Origin of the sequence: Arcicella rosea (assembly GCF_040543805.1) — a bacterium.
In the GTDB taxonomy this organism is placed as follows: Bacteria; Bacteroidota; Bacteroidia; order Cytophagales; family Spirosomataceae; genus Arcicella; species Arcicella rosea.
Window position 1 is genome coordinate 33121 of the sequence record NZ_JBEUMS010000020.1, and the last position, 18765, is coordinate 51885.

Annotated in this window: 18 protein-coding genes; 10 read left to right on the forward strand and 8 right to left on the reverse strand. The window is 33.7% G+C overall.

What is annotated here, in order from left to right:
* Positions 1-48 precede the first annotated feature (48 nt).
* The 5 genes from ABID42_RS21495 (at position 49) to ABID42_RS21515 (ending at position 5201) form a co-directional block, all read left to right on the forward strand.
* The gene (locus ABID42_RS21495) at positions 49-936 is read left to right on the forward strand and encodes a DUF1338 domain-containing protein (protein ID WP_435521490.1); all 888 of its coding nucleotides are present in this window, start codon (positions 49-51) and stop codon (positions 934-936) included.
* A gap of 161 nt (positions 937-1097) precedes the next feature.
* Positions 1098-2153 carry a saccharopine dehydrogenase family protein gene (locus tag ABID42_RS21500; protein ID WP_367285414.1) on the forward strand — a complete coding sequence of 352 codons (1056 nt, stop codon included), beginning with the start codon at positions 1098-1100 and terminating at the stop codon, positions 2151-2153.
* 231 nt (positions 2154-2384) lie between these two features.
* On the forward strand, positions 2385-2975 hold the full coding sequence (locus ABID42_RS21505; RefSeq protein WP_367285415.1) for an RNA polymerase sigma factor: 591 nt from the start codon (positions 2385-2387) through the stop codon (positions 2973-2975).
* Positions 2976-3054: 79 nt separating this feature from the next.
* Positions 3055-3768 (forward strand): hypothetical protein, encoded by a 714-nt coding sequence (locus ABID42_RS21510; RefSeq protein ID WP_367285416.1) that lies wholly within the window; start codon positions 3055-3057, stop codon positions 3766-3768.
* Between the two features lie 32 nt (positions 3769-3800).
* Positions 3801-5201, forward strand: a complete 1401-nt coding sequence (locus ABID42_RS21515) for a S8 family peptidase (RefSeq protein WP_367285417.1) — start codon at positions 3801-3803, stop codon at positions 5199-5201.
* Positions 5202-5248: 47 nt separating this feature from the next.
* Here ABID42_RS21515 and ABID42_RS21520 read toward each other — a convergent pair whose 3' ends face one another.
* The 4 genes from ABID42_RS21520 to ABID42_RS21535 form a co-directional block, all read right to left on the reverse strand.
* The gene (locus ABID42_RS21520; RefSeq protein ID WP_367285418.1) at positions 5249-5785 is read right to left on the reverse strand and encodes a DUF4269 domain-containing protein; all 537 of its coding nucleotides are present in this window, start codon (positions 5783-5785) and stop codon (positions 5249-5251) included.
* A gap of 1 nt (position 5786) precedes the next feature.
* Complete coding sequence (locus tag ABID42_RS21525; protein ID WP_367285419.1) at positions 5787-6626, reverse strand: maleylpyruvate isomerase mycothiol-dependent enzyme family protein; 840 nt, start codon at positions 6624-6626, stop codon at positions 5787-5789.
* 108 nt (positions 6627-6734) lie between these two features.
* Complete coding sequence (gene nagB / locus ABID42_RS21530; protein ID WP_323689664.1) at positions 6735-8636, reverse strand: glucosamine-6-phosphate deaminase; 1902 nt, start codon at positions 8634-8636, stop codon at positions 6735-6737.
* An 83-nt stretch (positions 8637-8719) separates the two neighbouring features.
* Positions 8720-8926, reverse strand: a complete 207-nt coding sequence (locus tag ABID42_RS21535) for a helix-turn-helix transcriptional regulator (RefSeq protein ID WP_367285420.1) — start codon at positions 8924-8926, stop codon at positions 8720-8722.
* Positions 8927-9483: 557 nt separating this feature from the next.
* Between ABID42_RS21535 and ABID42_RS21540 the strand changes: the two genes are divergently transcribed.
* The 5 genes from ABID42_RS21540 (at position 9484) to ABID42_RS21560 (ending at position 16505) form a co-directional block, all read left to right on the forward strand.
* A complete protein-coding gene (locus tag ABID42_RS21540; RefSeq protein ID WP_367285421.1) occupies positions 9484-11892 on the forward strand; it encodes a TonB-dependent receptor in 2409 nt (802 codons plus the stop codon).
* 25 nt (positions 11893-11917) lie between these two features.
* The gene (locus ABID42_RS21545; protein ID WP_367285422.1) at positions 11918-12841 is read left to right on the forward strand and encodes a DUF4249 domain-containing protein; all 924 of its coding nucleotides are present in this window, start codon (positions 11918-11920) and stop codon (positions 12839-12841) included.
* A 113-nt stretch (positions 12842-12954) separates the two neighbouring features.
* Positions 12955-13221: a VF530 family protein gene (locus ABID42_RS21550; RefSeq protein ID WP_367285423.1), complete on the forward strand. Its 267-nt coding sequence runs from the start codon at positions 12955-12957 to the stop codon at positions 13219-13221.
* 287 nt (positions 13222-13508) lie between these two features.
* Entirely contained in the window at positions 13509-15662 is a 2154-nt protein-coding gene (locus ABID42_RS21555) for a histidine kinase (protein ID WP_367285424.1), read from the forward strand.
* An 81-nt stretch (positions 15663-15743) separates the two neighbouring features.
* The gene (locus ABID42_RS21560; protein ID WP_367285425.1) at positions 15744-16505 is read left to right on the forward strand and encodes a LytR/AlgR family response regulator transcription factor; all 762 of its coding nucleotides are present in this window, start codon (positions 15744-15746) and stop codon (positions 16503-16505) included.
* Between the two features lie 243 nt (positions 16506-16748).
* Here ABID42_RS21560 and ABID42_RS21565 read toward each other — a convergent pair whose 3' ends face one another.
* The 4 genes from ABID42_RS21565 to ABID42_RS21580 all read right to left on the reverse strand — a co-directional run bounded on the left by ABID42_RS21565 (position 16749) and on the right by ABID42_RS21580 (position 18731).
* Positions 16749-16973 carry a hypothetical protein gene (locus ABID42_RS21565; RefSeq protein WP_367285426.1) on the reverse strand — a complete coding sequence of 75 codons (225 nt, stop codon included), beginning with the start codon at positions 16971-16973 and terminating at the stop codon, positions 16749-16751.
* 8 nt (positions 16974-16981) lie between these two features.
* Positions 16982-17440, reverse strand: coding sequence for a DUF4240 domain-containing protein (locus ABID42_RS21570; RefSeq protein WP_367285427.1), 459 nt, complete (start codon positions 17438-17440; stop codon positions 16982-16984).
* A 108-nt stretch (positions 17441-17548) separates the two neighbouring features.
* Positions 17549-18136 carry a hypothetical protein gene (locus ABID42_RS21575; RefSeq protein ID WP_367285428.1) on the reverse strand — a complete coding sequence of 196 codons (588 nt, stop codon included), beginning with the start codon at positions 18134-18136 and terminating at the stop codon, positions 17549-17551.
* A 472-nt stretch (positions 18137-18608) separates the two neighbouring features.
* Positions 18609-18731, reverse strand: a complete 123-nt coding sequence (locus ABID42_RS21580; RefSeq protein ID WP_367285429.1) for a hypothetical protein — start codon at positions 18729-18731, stop codon at positions 18609-18611.
* Positions 18732-18765: the final 34 nt, after the last annotated feature.

Below are 18765 nucleotides of genomic sequence, written 5' to 3' on the forward strand. Positions count from 1 at the left end.
ACTAATTATATAATTATGAAAACGCAAGAAACAATCACTAAATCTCTCATGGAAAAGCTCTGGGAGGGCTATTGCCAAAGAGTAAAATATGCGCAACAATATGCAGACTTTGTGATATCTAAAGGTGGAAATGTGGTGAATGACCATTGTGCTTTCCGTACTTTCAATACGTTAACGGGTAAACAACCAGCGGGAATTCCTGCTATTGCGGAAATACTCGAAGCTTTGGGTTATGAAAAAATATCACCATACTCTTTTCCATCAAAACATTTGAATTCATTTCATTATCAACATCCTACCAATATTAATTTCCCAAAATTTTTTGTAACACAATTAGAAGTAACTGAACTTTCTGAAGCAACACAAGTTTTGATTAATGAAGCCGTGAAAGATGCACCTGATTTGTTAGCTGGCGAAGCTCGTCAATTATTAGCTTCTCTAAAACATAATAAAGAATTGATTACGGCAGAAGCCGATCGTTTGGTGGAAGCATTAGTGAAATACTTTGCTCGTCCTTGGTCGCCTGTTAAAAAGGAAACGATTCTAGCAGTCAATCAAGAATCTCAATTTGCTGCTTGGACACTCTTGCATGGTAATTCTGTCAACCATTTTACGGCTTATATCAATTATCAAAATGTACCAGAATGGGATGGAATTGAAGGCACAATGGCCGCTTTGGAAAGTATCGGTGTTCCGATAAAACCTGCGATTGAAGGTGAGAAAGGAAGTAAACTCCGCCAAAGTTCAACGCAAGCGATTGATGAAGATTGCCCAGTGATTGAAGCTGACGGAAGCTTGGGAACACTTAATTGGTCTTATGCTTATTACGAGTTAGCAGAAAGAGGATACCTTGAAACGGATGGTAAAAAAGTTTGGTTTGATGGTTTTTTAGGCGAACAAGCAACCAATCTTTTTGAAATGACTAAAAGAAATTAGGAGTTTAGATTTCGGAAAACGGATTTCAGCTTTTTTGATATAGTATTCTAATGGTAAGATTAAACCGCCAGAATACTTCACTTCACAACAAACAAATTTCACCCTCAGCAACTGTCAGCTTTTAGCCTTGCCTAAAAGCTGACAGCTAATCGAATAAAATCATGAAAAATATATTAGTAATTGGGATGGGCAAAGTCGGCTCATTGGTGGGAATTCTATTGTCCAAACGTTTTGAAGTAAAGGGTTTAGACAAGAGTTTTCCTTCATCAGAAGTGCCTTTCGAAGTAATCAAAGGTGATGTTACAGACTTAATTTTTCTGGAAAATTTGATTCCAACATTTGATGCTATCGTTTCTTGTATGCCCTATAATTTGAATTTAAAGATTGCTCAAACGGCTCATAAAAATGGGAAACATTATTTCGATTTAACCGAAGATGTACCAACGACAAGTGCTATCCGAAAAATGGCAGAAGAAGGAAGTTCAGCAGTTTTAGCTCCACAATGTGGCTTAGCTCCGGGTTTGATAGGAATTGTTGGAGCAGATTTAGCGAAACGTTTTATCAAGCTTCGAGATATTGAATTAAGAGTAGGCGCACTGCCAAAATACCCCAATGGGTTACTTGGTTACTCTTTTACATGGTCGCCAGCGGGTGTGATTAATGAGTATATCAACGATTGTGAAGTAATTCATAATGGAAAACTGAAATTAGTATCGGCTTTGGATGGTTTAGAAACCATCAATATTGAAGGAAATGAATTTGAAGCTTTTAGTACTTCTGGAGGCTTAGGAACAATGTGCGAAACCTTCGAAGGGAAAGTAGATACATTGAATTATAAAACAATTCGCTATCCTGGCCATGGAAAATTAATGAAGTTTTTACTCTATGAATTAATCTTGAAAAATCGCAGAGAATTACTAGAAGAAATTCTTACAGAAGCCAAACCGCCTGTGCAAGAAGACGTTGTTTACGTATATGCTGTAGTGGAAGGTTGGAAAAATGGTGTTATTGAAAGAGAAGAATTTTATAAGGCTTATTCACCTATTTTGATTGATGGAAAACATTGGCGTGCGATTTCATGGACAACGGCGGCTTCAATTGTGAGTGTTATTGAAATGGTAGCAGACAAAAAACTACCACAAAAAGGATTTATCAAACAAGAAGAAATTGACTTTAATGACTTTTTAACAACAACTACAGGAAAGTTTTTTAGATAAAATATTAATTTTAAATTCTTGGTTTTCAATTGGCTATTAAATGTTTTATTTAGCCAATTGAAAACTTTTTCTATTTTTGTGGAAAGACAGATTCAAATATTGGTTTTTGCCCTTTTGTATGAAAATACATCTTCAGAAAAGAAGTATAAAAATATTAGTTTATTGATAATACTTCTTAACACCTCCTCCAAACAAAAACTACTTAAAATTGCTTAAATAACCTTTATCGAAATGATTTTTTTTACTCGTGGAATAGTATCGGATGATGAGATTTTATCAGGAATTTTAGGGGACTCAGTGCTGAAAAGAGCGACTGAAAATAAGCTGTACGAACAATTCGCTTATTTGATTAAAGATGCTACGTTTAAACATCAACTATCTGAGGATGATGCAGCGAGTTTATACTCTGATACCATTCTTGTTGTTATCGAAAATATCTTAAATAAACGCTTTGAAGGCAAATCGTCCTTAAAAACATATCTTTTTCAAATTTTTTCTAATAAATGTGTTGACTTCTTACGAAAAACTTCGACTAACAAGATGAGCGTCTATAAAACTGAATCAATTGATGATTTACTAGTCGCTGTGCCAGATGAAACCAAGAGTATTTTACAAAAATTGGTGTCTGAAAACGAAGTAAATATTCTAAGAACCAAGATTAAACAAATAGGAGAGAAGTGCCAACAAATGATGATGGCTTGGAGTGAAGGTTTAGCAGATGAAAAAATAGCTTTTGAAATGGGTTATCAGTCTGCTGGTGTAGTGAAAACGAGCCGTTTGAGATGTTTAGAAAAATTAAAAGCATTATACAAACAATTTTAAAAAATGTAAATTTTTGATACTTGTCTCCAAATCGAAAGAATACGTTCTGTTTCTATTAATCAATTAAAAAATTAAGAAAATGTTAGAAAGAATTGAATCATATTTTAATCATACTTTAAGCAATGAGGAACGTCAATTGTTTGAAACACAATTAGCAACCGACGAAACTTTGGCAAATGAAGTAGCATTTTATTTGAACACTAAAATTGCTGCCCGTGAAAATGCTAAAGAAAAGAGAAAGCAGGAATTTGAAGAATTGAGAAAAAAGCTAGTAAAAAACAATAAAATTCGTTTGAACGGATGGATTACTGGTATCGCTGCGTCTGTACTTATTGCTATTGTTACTTGGATTTTTGTTCAAAAGAATGGCATAAATGCTGATGAAATTGCCGATGTATATATCCAAGAGCATTTTGAGAGTTTGCCTGTAAAAATGGATGGCAGCACAGATAGTTTACAAATGGGTTTGAGATTTTTCAATCAAAAATCATACAAAGATGCTCAGTCTATTTTTGATAAAATGTTAGAAAGAAAACCAGATGGCGCAGAAGTTTTAAAAGTATCGGGAATTACGGCGTTGAAATTAGGAGATTATCCAAAAGCTGTAATTCGTTTTCATGAATTAGGTAAACAAGAAAACCTATTTGCTAATCCCGGGAAATTCTATGAAGCTTTAGCATTGATGAAAATAAAACCTTTTGATAAAAAAGTTGTGGAGGGATTGCTTAATGAAGTGATTAGTAATGATTTAGAAGGGAAACAAACTGCTGTTGAGATACTTAAACAATTATAAATGCCTCAATTTTAACTTAACATTCAATCACTATGAGAAGATCTCTATTATTACTTCTACTCTCCATTTTTCTATTGGTTGGCCTATTTTTTTACTTTATGGGTTTAAAACCTATTAGTGCTAGGAAAGAAATCGTTGCACCAATTAAAACTAAAATTGATTCACTGATTCAAGCGAAGCCAGATGTGTTTCCCTACTCTTATGTAGAAGGTACTGGTTATGTTCTGAAAGATAAACAAGTAGTGTATTTTGGTAAATCGGACACTACCGAAGCTAGACGACAAGAAGTAATTGCTGAGTTCCAAAAAGAATTAGAGGCTTATTGGAAATGGGAAATTTTATTTGGCAATAAAAGTCTTGTTGTAGATTCAAGTGCTGTAGCTTCAGCTGAGGAGACTCCTGGAATTACAGACAGAGTTGGGCAACTTTTCGATGTTACTGATTTAATTAAAGTTGAAATCGATACTGTTAATAATTGTAAATGTGATAAAAATTTTATTTTACTTACAGGAAAAGATTTACACTTGATTAATACGATTCCTAATCCAGATGGAGGAGGAATTGGGAGCGGACCACCACCACATGATATTGTGCCAATTCCAAGTACTGGAAGTGTTCCGCTTGATTCTGTATCGTTTTTAGTAAATGCTAAAGGAGCAAATCAAACGACCGTACCAAATAGTGCGAATGGGAAGATTTTAGTAGGAATTATTGATACAGGTTTTAATGCTGAGGGTTTTAATAACGGTTATTTCACAACAGGTTTGGATTATAATTTCTTGAACAATACCAATCAAATTCAAGATAATAACTCAGAAATTCATGGTACTAAAGTATCAAGAATCATCATTCAAAATGCTCCTAAAAATGACCAAATTCAATTAGTTGGCTTAAAGACTTTTGATGAAAATTATGCAGGAGATTTATATCACAATGTTTGTGCGTTGATTTATGCACATAAAAATAACATCAATATCGTCAATGCAAGTTGGGGTACTTATTTGAAACAATCAGATGCTGTTTTTTCAGCTGTATTGAAAGATTTACAAAATGCTGGTATGGTTTTAATTTGTTCAGCAGGGAATGATAATTTGGATATTGATGATGAAAAATACTGGCCAGCTTGTTATGCAAGTAATGATACTTTAGGAACCAATGTAATTTCTGTAACCAGTAAAAGTGGTACAATTTGTCAGAATCAATCGAAATCAGGAAAGAATATCAATTTCACTGTAAAAGCTGATGAAAATTGTAAACATAATGTTCCTAACAGCTTGGCACAAAGTGGTTCATCTTTTGCAGCGCCTTATGTAACTTCTGAAGTAATAAAATATTTTTTAACTAAACCTGCTAGCTTTAATAAGACAACTTTCACTAACACCTTAACTGCAACGCCACCCGCCAGTGGTATTTCTGTCTATCAAAATCCATAAAATTTGATAGATATTACATAGTCTGATTATCTTTTTCGGAAGATATATCAGACTATTTTTTTATAATTTACTTTCAGCAATTCTAAGTAGGGGTCGCCTTTTAGCCCTAATAATTGAGCAAAAGCGGGTTCGGTTTTAATTCCCTCTTTTTTCAAAGCAATTACTTTTTCTTTGAACTTTTCACCATAATGCTCTAAGATTTGATGTTCAATGATTAAATGTTTGTAAGCGAACTGCTCTTTAGGATGTAGATTTTGTCCGAAAATCTCAATTTCAAAATCTTCAATCCTGAAATTTGCAATGACTGAATCCTGACCATGAATTTCACGAGACCAATACTTAAAATCTGTGAAATGACTGAAATGTGTTGTCAAAAAATCTATGAAATGTTGTTTTTCTGACCATTTGCAAATAATATCCAAATCACTTGTTTCAATGTCTATTTCAATCGGAATTGTTCCTACTAAAATAGGATTGAATGTTGTTAATGATTCAAAAATTGCATAATCACTCAATACTTGAAAAGCTTTTTGTTGTTTCTGATTGCCATATTTCAGGTAATCTATCGTGTCAAAATGTGTCATTTTATGCCATTACTGCTAGCATATCAAGTATTTTTTCACCAAATAATTGGTTTCCTTTAATACTTATCTGTTTGGCAGCTCTTTGTTTATTGATTCCTTTTGTAAAAATTCGCCAAGCAATTTCTCCTTCTATCGTCACTTCGGTAACAGGTTTTTGAGCAGGATTTGGCACTAAATACCATTGTTTTCCATCAAATTCAAGAAACCAATCTCCACCGCCATCACCGCTGACACTAAATTTTATTACCTCTCCTTTGGATGCTTCTACATTTCTATAATGATGAGGTAAAGCTCGCATGGATGTTTCTAAATATGGAAAGTAAAATTCTTTGCTATAGAGTTCAGCCGTTTGCCCAACTGCAAACCTAATTTGTTGTTGATGATGCCATTTTTCTGTGTATTCTCTTGCGATATGAAACCAATTTGACGATTGTTCTTCGCCAGCCCAAGCAACTGAAAATGTTGCTACTTCGAAAGGCTCAAGTGTTTTTAGGTATTCGCAATATTCTTTTCCAGTTGAAGTGAGTAATTCAATAATGATTTTTGGACTTACTCTTTTCATAGCCGCCACCCAATCATGATTTAGTTTATTCAGATAATCCAGTAAATCTTGATATGAATTAATACTTTCAGGAATTACGCCAAAATATTGGTCTCTCAGCATTGATAATGCCCTGATATTTCCATCTAATAAATGCACTGCAATATCTTTTACTCGCCAAAGCGGGGCGATACTTTGTTTTTCCCAATCTTGTGGAGAAAGTGATTGGAGAACTTCGATTAACTTTTCATCAAGTTTTGGTAAAAGGTCAACCGTGAAAATTGGCTTTGTTTGTGTCATGGTTTAGTTTTTAGATTTTCAATTTAATAAAATTTATTGAGGCTTCGATATAAAAATAAAAAGGTTGACAAAATGAATTTGCCAACCTTTTACTGATGAATTGTAATATTAAATCTTCCATCTTACGAAAGCTTCCATCGCTTCGTATTCTGCTAAGCCAAGTTTATTATAAAGTTTGGCTGTATTACTGTTTCTATCTTCAGCACGTTGCCAGAATTCACGGTCGTCAGAACCTTGGAAAGGAACGCCATCTTTTTGTGATTGGTGTTTGAAAATACCATAACGTTTCTTCAATACTTGGTCGGGCGACATCGGTACAGCCATTTCGATTTGGTCGATATCCCATTCTTGCCAAGCACCTTTATACAACCAAATCCAACAATTGTTCATGTACTCACGGTGTTTCAATTTTTGTGCTGCCTGAATGATAGCGTCCAAACATACTTTGTGTGTTCCGTGTGGGTCTGCCAAATCGCCAGCGGCATAGATTTGATGTGGTTGAATTTCTTCGATTAAATTCAACACAATTTCTACGTCTGCTTCACCAATTGGATTTTTCTGAACAGTACCTGTTTCATAAAAAGGCATATCCAAGAAGTGAATGTTTTCTTTTTTGATACCTACGTAACGACAAGTATTTTTGGCTTCACCTCTACGAATCAAGCCTTTAATATATCGTACTTCTGGCGTATCAATTTCTGAATCTTTTTTTGCTTTCAGGAATTTTGCTGCTTCACGATAAATACGGTTTGCTTTTGCATTGTTTGCTTCAAATCTTTCATTGAAGTCAACCACAAATTCTGCAAAACGCAAGGCTTCATCATCGGCAACGGCAATATTTCCAGAAGTTTGGTAGGCAACGTGTACATCATGACCTTGGTCGTGCAAACGTTGGAAAGTACCACCCATTGAAATAATATCGTCGTCTGGATGTGGACTGAAAATAATTACTTTCTTTCTAGCTGGATATGCACGTTCTGGTCGGTTAGAATCATCCGCATTTGGTTTTCCACCTGGCCAGCCCGTAATACTATGTTGTAAATAATTGAAAACTTCAATATTAATATCGTAAGCTTGTCCGTACAAAGCCAATAAATCAGAAAGACCATTTTCGTTATAATCTGAATTGGTCAATTTTAAAACAGGCTTATTAACCGTCAATGCTAAATGTATAACGGCTTTTTTAATCATTGGTCTGTCCCAATTCACAGCATCCACCATCCAAGGCGTTCTCATTCTTGTCAATTGCGAAGCCGCCGAAGTATCAATAACGAAACTAGCATTTTCGTGTAATTGTAAATAAGAAGCTGGAACATCTGAGCTTACAGAACCTTCAACAGCACGGGCAACGTTGGTAGCTTTGTGTTCACCCCAAGCCAATAGAACTACACGTTTGGCTTCCATGATTTTTTGGACGCCCATTGTGATGGCTTTCTTTGATACTTTGGCTAAACCACCAAAATCGCCAGCGGCATCAATTTGAGTAGTTAAATCAAGCGTCATCAAACGAGTTCTTGAGTTAATCAATGAACCGGGTTCGTTAAAACCAATGTGACCGTTTCTACCAATTCCCAATAATTGGAAGTCTAAACCGCCATAACGTTCAATTTGTGCTTCGTAATCTTTACAAAACTCTCCTAATTTTTCAAGAGGCAAAGTTCCGTCTGGTAAATGCCAGTTACCTGAAGGAATATCAACATGGTCAAAAAGTTGTTCACGCATGAAACGTACATAACTCTGCACAGAATCTGGTTGCATCGGATAGTACTCGTCAAGGTTATAAGTAACTACGTTTTGGAAACTTAAACCTTCTTCACGGTGCATTCTGATAAGCTCAGCATATACTTTTTTAGGAGAAGAACCCGTTGCTAAACCTAAAACTGCGGGTTTACCTTCGATACTTTTTTGACGAATAATGCCAGCGATTTCATGAGCAATTGCCCGAGACGCAGCATCTGAATCAGCATAAATAATAGTCGGAATACGTTCGTAACTAATGGCTTGTTCCATGTTAAATCAATTTGAAAATTAGAAAGATTGTATGATATTTTATGGCTTGTTTCGTGTTTAAAACACAAATAATAATGATATTCTTATTCCTTCTTGCTAACTACAATTACCTCTAATCCTAGATTATCTAGGATTTTATTAAGTGTTTTTATTGAAGGGTTAGCCTTACCTAATTCGATAGAGTGAATGGTTTTGATAGCAACATCACATTTTTCACTGAGGTTTTCTTGGCTAAGGGAAAGAGTATTACGTCTTTCACGGATAACACTGCCTAATTGTTCGAGATTCATATTTCAGAATTATTTTACTGATATTTTTGCAAATATACAATTATTATTTGAAATTAAAATTATTATTCGGCAATATGTTTCCGATATGTTAAATTAATTAATTGCTTTTGTTAATTTATCATTATGTATAGGGGTAGAATTACTTTTGGCTGTCAGATTAAAGAAATTACCATTCATCACATACTTCTGTTTCTTTCATCATAAAGAGAAGTAGTTTTGCATTATTCAAATGAATTGCCTTGGTTATGTTTTCATAAAATCTTTTTTGAAAAGCGATATTTTTATGAATTTATACCCATTTTTAAGATAAAATTAAAAAGTTTTTTTGCTGATTTTCTTTAATGAAAAGCGAATTATTTTTGAAGAAAATTGAATATTAATTTTGCAAAATGAAGTAAATCAGAGGATTGTGTTTTTGCTATTTCATAATAATCTAAAAAAAGAATAAACTAAAATGTGTTCAATTAGAAAAAAACTAAAAACCAAAATCGATTTCTTGAGTTTCTAAAGTACTAACATATTTCCAAATTTAAATTTCACAATTCCAATTTCAATCTATGATAAACCTTATTCGAAAATCCTTACTGATACTATTAATTTTACCGTTTGAAATGTTTGCCCAGTCTGATAAATTAACTGTCAGTGGCTACATAAAAGACAATAAAAATGGAGAAGGCTTGATTGGTGCATCCATTTTTGTGAAGGAATTAATGACAGGTACTACCACAAATACCTACGGTTTTTATTCTTTAACACTTCCTAAAGGCAATTATTCATTAATCATTAGCTCAGTTGGCTATCGCAAAGTGATTAAAGACATCAAATTAATCGACCAAAATGTTACTTTGAATGTAGAAGTCCAAGAAGATGGACAAGAATTAGCAGAAGTAATTGTGAATGCTAAACGTGAAGACGACAACGTACAAGCGATAGAAATGTCTGTCAATAAAATAGACATGAAAACCATCAAGAAAATCCCTGCTTTGTTGGGCGAGGTTGATTTGGTACGTGCTATTCAGCTATTACCGGGTGTTTCTACAGTTGGCGAAGGTGCAAGTGGTTTCAACGTTCGTGGTGGTGGAGTTGACCAAAACTTGATTCTTTTGGATGATGCCCCAGTGTATAATTCATCTCACCTTTTTGGTTTTTTCTCTATTTTTAACCCTGATGCTGTGAAGGATGTGAAGCTCATCAAAGGCGGAATCCCTGCTCAATATGGTGGACGTGGAGCGTCAATTCTGGATGTAAAAATGAAAGAAGGAAATGCAAAAAAGCTAGAAGTAAATGGCGGAATTGGCGTAATCTTCAGTCGCCTTTCCATTGAAGCTCCTATTGTAAAAGACAAAGCTTCATTTATTGTGGCGGCTCGTCGTTCTTACATTGATGTTTTAGCAAAACCATTTTTAACGGGTGATAATGCCGATTCAAAATTTAGTTTTTATGATTTAACAGCCAAAGTAAATTATAACATTAATCAAAATAATACTGTTTTCCTTTCAGGTTATTTTGGTAGAGATGTTTTTGGAAATGACTTTGGTTTCAATTGGGGAAACAGTACGCTTTCTGCTCGTTGGAATCATGTATTTAGCTCGAAATTATTCTTAAACTCTACAGCTTTTTATAGTAATTACGATTACTTGTTAGATTCTGATTTGGCTAACAAACGCCCAAATAATGCTTTCAGGTGGACTTCTAATATCGAAAATCTAAGTTTCAAGCCAGATTTTACTTACTATATTAATCCAGAAAATACGCTGACTTTTGGTGGACAAGTATTGAATTATGATTTTACGCCAGGTTCGGCTACGGCAAGTTCAAACGGAGATAAACGTACTTTTGGTTCTGCTCCTAAAAATGCTGTAGAGTATTCTGCTTATGTCGGAAATGAAATGAAGGTTTCGTCTAAATTGTCTTTACAATATGGAATCCGCTTTTCAAGATATGACTATACAAGTAAAGAAGATGTATATTATGAAAGAGTAAAAGTTGGTATTTCGGATGAATTCCCTTCTGGTTATGACCTCAACACCAAACCAAACGACCCTAATAAAGTATTACAAAGTTATCAAAACTTCGAGCCAAGATTTAGTATGAAGTTGGAAACAAGCGAAACGAGTTCTATCAAAGCGAGCTATAACCGCATGGTTCAGTATATTCACTTGCTTTCTAATACTGCTGCATCAACGCCTTTGGATGTTTGGACTTCTAGCACGAACAATATCAAACCTCAGTTAATCGACCAAGTTGCTTTGGGATATTTCAAAAACTTAGGAGATAATGAATACGAAACTTCGGTAGAAGTATATTACAAGGATTTGAAAAACCAAATTGATTATTCTGACCGTGCCGATTTGTTTTTAAATCCAGAATTCGAAAAAGATTTGATGTTTGGAAAAGGTCGTGCTTACGGTTTAGAATTGTACGGGAAGAAAAATAAAGGCAAATTGACAGGTTGGGTAAGTTATACTTTGGCTCGTACCGAACGCTTAGTGGAAGGATTGAACAACAGTAATTGGTATCCAAACCGTTATGATCGTATGCACACTTTAAACGTAGTTGCTCAATATGAAATTAACAAGAAATGGAGTTTTGGCGGAAATTTCGCCTTTATTTCTGGAGTGCCTTATTCATTAGGAAAAGGACAAGGTACTTATGAAGACCTAACTTATAGCATTACTGATAATGGTGTTAGAGGAAATGTAAGAGTTCCTTCTTACCATCGTTTGGATATTTCGGCGACCAAAAAGAATAAAAAAGCATTATTTGGGAAAGGTGAATCTGAATGGGTTTTCTCGGTATATAACTTGTACAATCGTAGAAATCCATTTTCAATTTATACAAGACCTAAAGAACAAACTGCTGGAGAAGCGGCACAGTCGCCAACAAGTGTTGTTCAAAATGAAGCGGTACGTTTATCAATTATTGGCTCATTTATTCCATCAATAACGTACAATTTTAAATTCTAACATCGAAACTTTAACAGTATCAATCATGAAATCAATTATTAAAACTATATTTTCCTTATTTCTTGGCATATCACTGATGAGTTGTGAGGATGTCATTGACTTAAATGTTCCTGAAACTGAAAAGTATTTAGTAGTAGAAGGAACAATAACGGATGTAGCGGGTGAACAAGTTATTAAACTGAGTGAATCTCAAGCTTTATTGAGTAGCACAACGCCAAGAGCCATTACAAATGCGGTGGTAAAAGTAACAGACAATACAGGTAAGATTTATGAATTCAAAGACTTGAAGAATGAAGGCAAATACGTTTGGACTCCTTCAAGCTCTACAGAAATAATGGGTGTAATTGGTAAAACTTATACTTTGACCATTGAAGCTGAAGGTGAAAGTTTCAAAGCGGTTTCTGAATTGAAAAGAGTTCCTAAAATTGATTCTATCGTTTATAAGTACGAAGATAGTCCTAACTTAAACCAAACAGGTGATGACAAACCCAAAGAAGGCTACGACGCTAATTTTTATGCCAAAGATTTTGTGGGAGTAGGAGACTGCTATCGTGTAAAAGTATATAAAAATGGGAAGTTGTTCAGCGGAGCTGAAAATATTGTTATTGCTTATGATGCACTTTTGAATAAAAGTAGTGTTGGCGATGGACTGATGTTTATTTTACCACTTCGTCGTGCTATTTCTCCAGAATTATATGCAGAAAACGATAAATTGAAAGTTGAACTAAGTTCGATTACGGAAGCACATTTTGATTTTTGGACTCAGTTACGTACTGAATTAAATAATTCAGGCTTATTTGCGACACCTGCGGCTAGAATCCCATGTAATGTAAACAATACAAACCCAAATTCAAAAAAACAAGCAGCAGGCTGGTTTGGTACTTCTGCCGTTACTTCTTTGGAAGTTACAATTGATAAAAACAAAGCGGTAAAGGAATTTAATGATTAGATTTGTAGCTTAGTATGGCTTTCAGTCGTCGGCTTTCGGCTATACACTTTCGGTTTTTTAGAATTACTGAAACCCGACGACTGATAGCCGATAGCAGACCAAAAAATAAAAATATGGAAACCAAGCAAAAAAATAATCCATTACATGGAGTAACCTTAGAAAATATAGTGAACCATTTAGTGGCTTATTATGGTTGGGAAAAATTAGGAGAATTAATCAATATTCGTTGTTTTAATTATGACCCTAACGTAAAATCAAGCTTGTCTTTTTTAAGAAAAACTCCTTGGGCAAGAACAAAAGTAGAATTGCTTTACATGAAAAGTTTAAGAGATATTGCTAAAGCAGAGAAGCTTAAAATTGCTAAAAACAATGAGATTTAAGCAATTTGATTTTTACGTCATAAAATAATTATCAAAAATCTCGAAAGTGAATTATTCATTTTCGGGATTTTTTTTATCCTCAATAAAATAAATTTTATCCTTCTAAAACTTCAATCTATCGGAAAGCATTTCTAGAAAATAGTTTTTATAAGTTGTTTTGAATCAAATAATAAATATAAAAGTCGATAGCTGATGACCGAAAGCTAAAAGCTTCAATCTCAATCTAATCAAAACAATTCATTAAATTTAAACTTGCATCATTCGCATAGGCTGATGCTTTCTGAGCAATGAACTATAAACCAGTAATTACCAAAAAATACGACGTTGAAAACCTCAAAAACCTTCAACTAAAAACTTTCTCTGGCGATATAGAGATAGTCGGACATGATGATAATACCATCAAAGTAGAAGTATTTGCTACTGTTCGTAGTTTGTTTACTTTTTTTATCATCAAAGACCCATTACTGGAATTTGATTTTGAGGCTCATGATTTATCAATGAACGTGGTTAACGATACATTGCATATTTATTCAAAACCCAATTATCTTAATATTTATAATTGGTTTAATTTCCAGAAAACCTCTTTCAGTATTTATTTGCCAGCGTCTATCAATTCTTATTCAAAAACCTATGGGGGAAAAATAGCCTTAAAAAACCTTGAAGGGAATCATAGTTTTTCTACTTGGGGAGGAAATATTTCTGCCGAACAGACTCATGGTAATATTTATGGAAAAACGATGGGCGGTAAGATTAATTTATTAAGATGTGAAGGAAATGTTGAAGCTACTACAATGGGTGGAAATATCTTTTTAGCAGGAAACAACGCTGATATTAAGATAGATACCAAAGGTGGAAATATGTATATTCAGAACCATGAAGGAAAAATTCACTGTTCAAGTTGGGGAGGGAATATCGAAGCTTTCAATGTTTCTGGCGCTTTCGAATGCAACACCGCAGGTGGAAATATTGCTTTAAAAAACATAAATGGTAATATCGGAGCAAGTACCAAAGGCGGAAATATTCGGGCTGAAGTAAATGCGATTAATCAATACGCTTGGTTTGATACGGCTGGTGGAAACATCAATATTTCGCTCCCGCTCGAACATCCCATAGATTTGGAAGCATCTGCCAATAGAATATATTTGCCCCCACTTCAAAATTTTTCGGGCTATCAAACCAAACAAAGTATCAGAGGAAAATTGAATGGGGGCGGAGCGAACGTAACCATTAAAACCTTGGCGGGTAAAATAAATATCTTTCATTCAGACTTTGCCAACGATACTTATCGTCCGAATGCTCCGAAAGATAATCCACAGCAACCTCCTGAAAAAAAAAGCCCTGAGCCTTTTCATGAAAAACCTATAAAAAACGCTAAACCTTTTGCTAAAACTGAGCATGAGTCTCAGTGGAAACCATCATACAATATCTATTTTAACATCATTTTTTGTTTACTGGTAGGTTATGCTTTTACTTCTGTGATTTTCTTTTCACTTCAAATCAGTCATTTACCTTTAGATTTTTCTGGAGTTTATCAGGATGTTTTTTACTTGAATCTGATGAGTTCCTTCGCTGCTGTGGCTTCTATTTATGTTTTTATAAACTTTATTGAAAATAGAATTCCCGTAGATTTTGTGAAGTTTTTCCCTTTAATGGGCTGTTCTTTACTTTTCGGCAACCTTTTTCATACAACTTTAAGCTGGCAAAATGTTGATAAAAGTATTTGGGACCTTGATAATGGGACTGCTATTTATTTTTACTTTATTCTTCCTGTGCTGATTAGTTGGGCGTACCTTTTTTATTGGCTAAGAACACGCAGTATTACTCGTAAAATTTCTGAACAAGAGTACCAATTATTGAATTTAGAAAAGCTAAAATCAAAAGCACAATTAGATGCTTTGGAAGCCCGAATCAATCCACATTTTTTGTATAATTCGCTGAATAGTATTACAGGTTTAATTCACGATAAACCTGATAAAGCGGAGGAAATGACGATTCAATTATCAAAATTGTTTCGCTACACAACAGGACGAACCGAAGAGAATTTTCATACTTTGGCAGATGAATTAGAAATCATTAAAGCTTATCTAACAATTGAAGAAGTACGTTTTGGACATCGTTTGACTTATGCTATTGATTGTGAAGAAAGTATTTTGGAAGAAAAAATTCCTCGATTTTTGTTACAGCCTTTGGTAGAAAATGCTATTAAACATGGTATTTCTAAAATTGCCAGTGCAGGAATTATTTCGGTTAAAATCACAACGCTTGAGAATAAGATTTTGATAAAAATCCATGACAACGGACCAGACTTTGGCGAATCTTTCGGAGGAGGTTTTGGCTTGCGGAGTATCAAGGAAAAACTAAAAATTGTTTATGGTGACAAGGCAACTATTGACATTAAAAATCAACCGGAGAAGGTGGTGGTGATTTATTTGCCTTTGTAGCTTTCAGCTATGAGCTTTTTGCTTGAGATATAAATTAATAAAAATCGAAAACTGAAATCCGACATCCGAAATCCAAAAATCATGCAATACAAAACCATACTTATAGACGACGAACCTATTTCAATTAGTCGAATGCGAAGACTTTTGAATGATTATGACGATACTTTCGACATCATTGGCGAGGCTTTGAACGGACAAGAGGGCTTGGAAATCATCGAAGATTTAAAGCCTGATTTAATTTTCTTAGACATCGAAATGCCCATTCTTTCTGGTTTTGAGATGCTGGCAAAGCTTACTTATATGCCGATTGTGATTTTTGTGACTGCCTTCGACCAATTTGCGATGAAGGCTTTTGAAGAAAATTCTATAGATTATTTATTAAAGCCTATCGAAAAATCAAGGTTGGATAGAACGGTACAAAAACTGCTGAAATTTACGGAAAACCAATCTTTAAAACTTTCTTCCGAGAGTATTCAATCTATTTCGGAATTGCTAAAACCTAAAAAAGAAATACATTCTATTTCTGTAAAGAATGGCGATAAAATTTTAATCATTGCTTTCCACGAAATCGCCTTTTTTCAGGCAGATGATAAGTATGTATTTTTAAATACTGTCGATGGAAAACAACATATTACCAATTATACCATTGCCAACCTTAGCGAAAAACTACCAGACAGCTTTATCAGAATCAGCCGTTCGTGTATTGTAAATGCTACCAGAATTAAAGAATTAGAAAGACATTTCAACGGCAAATACTTGGTAGTAATGCAAGACCAAAAACGAAGTAAATTAGAAACAGGCGTTTCTTTCCACGATAATTTAAAGCGATTGATGGAGATTTAGGAAGAGGCTTTCGGGTTTCGGATTCCACCTTCGTTGGAGTTATCTCCAACGAAACGAGCGTAAGCAACTCGCCAAATGTGAAGGGAGAATTAAACTATCAAGCTGGTGTGTTGCTTACGCACATCCTGTTGGAGATAACTCCAACAAGGGCAAAATAAAAATCAGTCTCAGACTGATTTTTATTGGAGCTTCCAAGTTTAGAAACTTAGAAGAGCTTGGGAGATTAGTTGTTGACAATAATTTTTATTTATCCCATAGTTTGTCAAATAATTTCGGACAAATTTTCTTCATACTCTGAGGTTTGTCTTCTTGCCAAGTAAATTTAAACTGAGGATAATTTCCTTCATTTTCTTTAAACTTTTCTTCATCAATATAGTCATATAAATCCTTACCTGTCTTTCGTTTAAATGCTTCCAGAGCTACATACCAAAAAGCTTCAAATTCATACATTTCTAAATCTTCGTTCACTTCGTTGATTAAATTGTCTGGATTTTTTTTGCATTATAGTAAGCTTTTTTACCTCTTGAAATCACCCAATTTCTAAAATACTCAAAACCATCGTCCGAAGAGCCATTATTCATAATACATCCTGCACACCACATTTCTGAATTATAAGTGTCATAAAGTAACTTGTCTGTTCGTAAACGAAAACCAATCATCTGTTTTGGTGTCAAGGTACCAATTTCATTTATTAAATACTGTTCTTGGTCATCTTGGTTAGAAGTGTTTTTTAATGATTTGTCAATAATTTTCCAATACAAATCTTCATCTAGCATTTCTGCTGTTTTTGCAAGTTGTGTCGTATCAAAACTTGTAATATTGTTTACATTTTGTTTAGGAATTTCTTTTTTCCAAAATAATCCCATTTTGTTATTGCCTTTTGTTGAACAACTTAAAAAAGTCAAGGTTAGTACTGTGAATATTAGTGTTTTCATAATTTTATTAATCGATGTGAGGATAAGTATGCTTTACAAAGTTTAAGACTGATTTTATTGTAGCTTCTAAGTTTAGAAACTTGGAAGAGCTTGGAGTTTTGATTTGTTTTAATCAATAGACTTATTTAATATATCCAAAGAAACATTTAAACCCAAAATTGAGCTTTTCATTTCATTGTATATTCGTTGTCTTAAACCTTCTGAAAGATTCCCACCTTGAAACGAATTAAATGAATTTATAAAATTCTCCATTTTCTTTACTTCTAAATTTAATTTTCTTAGTGCTTCAATAGAAATAATATTAACATTTTGATGATACCCTTTTTTACTTAATTTAGGTTTTCGAACTTCAAAATTCTCCAAGTTTCCTTGTGGGTCACCCGGAAAAAATGTTCCATGTGCTAAGAAATTTCTAATTTCTATTACTTTTAAGAAGTTTTTGTGAAAATTGTCAATTAAATCTGTAATTTCTTTATCCTCAGAAATATCTAGTGTCAGAAAAAGACTTTTAAACTTAGAAAGCAAGGGATTTGCAGTTAAACCTTCTAATAAAATTTCAATTTTTTTATCATCCTCTGAAAACATATTATGATTTGTACAAATGTTACGTATTATATAACAAAGCCTAAAATTTATGTTTTCAAAATTTATAATAAATTTACCATATTCTAAATAGAATTTATCGAGTTCTTTCATTGAGGAAACAAGTTGACAATATTGTGTTTAACAGATAAGATTTTTTATTTTTTAAATTGATTTGTATTATACACTTCATAATGAAATAATATAAATCCAAACACTCCCACAACCTACCATTTTCCCACAAAATACCCAAACCAATAGCTAACAATTTCCCAAAAACTTATTAAACGGTATTTTGTCTTATGATAAGGTGTAGCGGTAAATCTTGCGGTTACCTTTTAGGAAAGTACAGATACAAAAACGGTAACCGTAAAGGTTTACAGCTACATATCATTTCTTAGTTGTAAACCTATATTTCTCAAATGTAATTATCTGATTATCAATTGCTGTTTCTCTTTTCTTTAGTGTAGATGGCAATTTCTTCATTGTAGTCACCTGTTTCTGGAATGTAAGCAAGTGTTTAGGGAGTGTAATTATTCGTTTCTTCAATGTAAATGGTCATTTCTCAATTGTAAGTTACCATTTCTTAAATGTAAATAGTCGTTTCTCGATTGTAAGTCTCTATTTCTTGAATGTAAATGGTCGTTTCTCGATTGTAAGTTGCCATTTCTTCAATGTAAATGGTCATTTCTTTATTGTAAGTCGCCATTCATTGAGTGTAATTCCCATAAAAATAAAAATCC

Excerpts from the sequence above, each read along its gene's own strand:
- ABID42_RS21495 (WP_435521490.1), top strand. The coding sequence starts at position 49 with ATGGAAAAGCTCTGGGAGGGCTATTGCCAAAGAGTAAAATATGCGCAA.
- ABID42_RS21500 (WP_367285414.1), top strand. The coding sequence starts at position 1,098 with ATGAAAAATATATTAGTAATTGGGATGGGCAAAGTCGGCTCATTGGTG.
- ABID42_RS21505 (WP_367285415.1), top strand. The coding sequence starts at position 2,385 with ATGATTTTTTTTACTCGTGGAATAGTATCGGATGATGAGATTTTATCA.
- ABID42_RS21510 (WP_367285416.1), top strand. The coding sequence starts at position 3,055 with ATGTTAGAAAGAATTGAATCATATTTTAATCATACTTTAAGCAATGAG.
- ABID42_RS21515 (WP_367285417.1), top strand. The coding sequence starts at position 3,801 with ATGAGAAGATCTCTATTATTACTTCTACTCTCCATTTTTCTATTGGTT.
- ABID42_RS21520 (WP_367285418.1), bottom strand. The coding sequence starts at position 5,785 with ATGACACATTTTGACACGATAGATTACCTGAAATATGGCAATCAGAAA.
- ABID42_RS21525 (WP_367285419.1), bottom strand. The coding sequence starts at position 6,626 with ATGACACAAACAAAGCCAATTTTCACGGTTGACCTTTTACCAAAACTT.
- nagB (WP_323689664.1), bottom strand. The coding sequence starts at position 8,636 with ATGGAACAAGCCATTAGTTACGAACGTATTCCGACTATTATTTATGCT.
- ABID42_RS21535 (WP_367285420.1), bottom strand. The coding sequence starts at position 8,926 with ATGAATCTCGAACAATTAGGCAGTGTTATCCGTGAAAGACGTAATACT.
- ABID42_RS21540 (WP_367285421.1), top strand. The coding sequence starts at position 9,484 with ATGATAAACCTTATTCGAAAATCCTTACTGATACTATTAATTTTACCG.
- ABID42_RS21545 (WP_367285422.1), top strand. The coding sequence starts at position 11,918 with ATGAAATCAATTATTAAAACTATATTTTCCTTATTTCTTGGCATATCA.
- ABID42_RS21550 (WP_367285423.1), top strand. The coding sequence starts at position 12,955 with ATGGAAACCAAGCAAAAAAATAATCCATTACATGGAGTAACCTTAGAA.
- ABID42_RS21555 (WP_367285424.1), top strand. The coding sequence starts at position 13,509 with ATGAACTATAAACCAGTAATTACCAAAAAATACGACGTTGAAAACCTC.
- ABID42_RS21560 (WP_367285425.1), top strand. The coding sequence starts at position 15,744 with ATGCAATACAAAACCATACTTATAGACGACGAACCTATTTCAATTAGT.
- ABID42_RS21570 (WP_367285427.1), bottom strand. The coding sequence starts at position 17,440 with ATGAAAACACTAATATTCACAGTACTAACCTTGACTTTTTTAAGTTGT.
- ABID42_RS21575 (WP_367285428.1), bottom strand. The coding sequence starts at position 18,136 with ATGAAAGAACTCGATAAATTCTATTTAGAATATGGTAAATTTATTATA.
- ABID42_RS21580 (WP_367285429.1), bottom strand. The coding sequence starts at position 18,731 with ATGGCGACTTACAATAAAGAAATGACCATTTACATTGAAGAAATGGCA.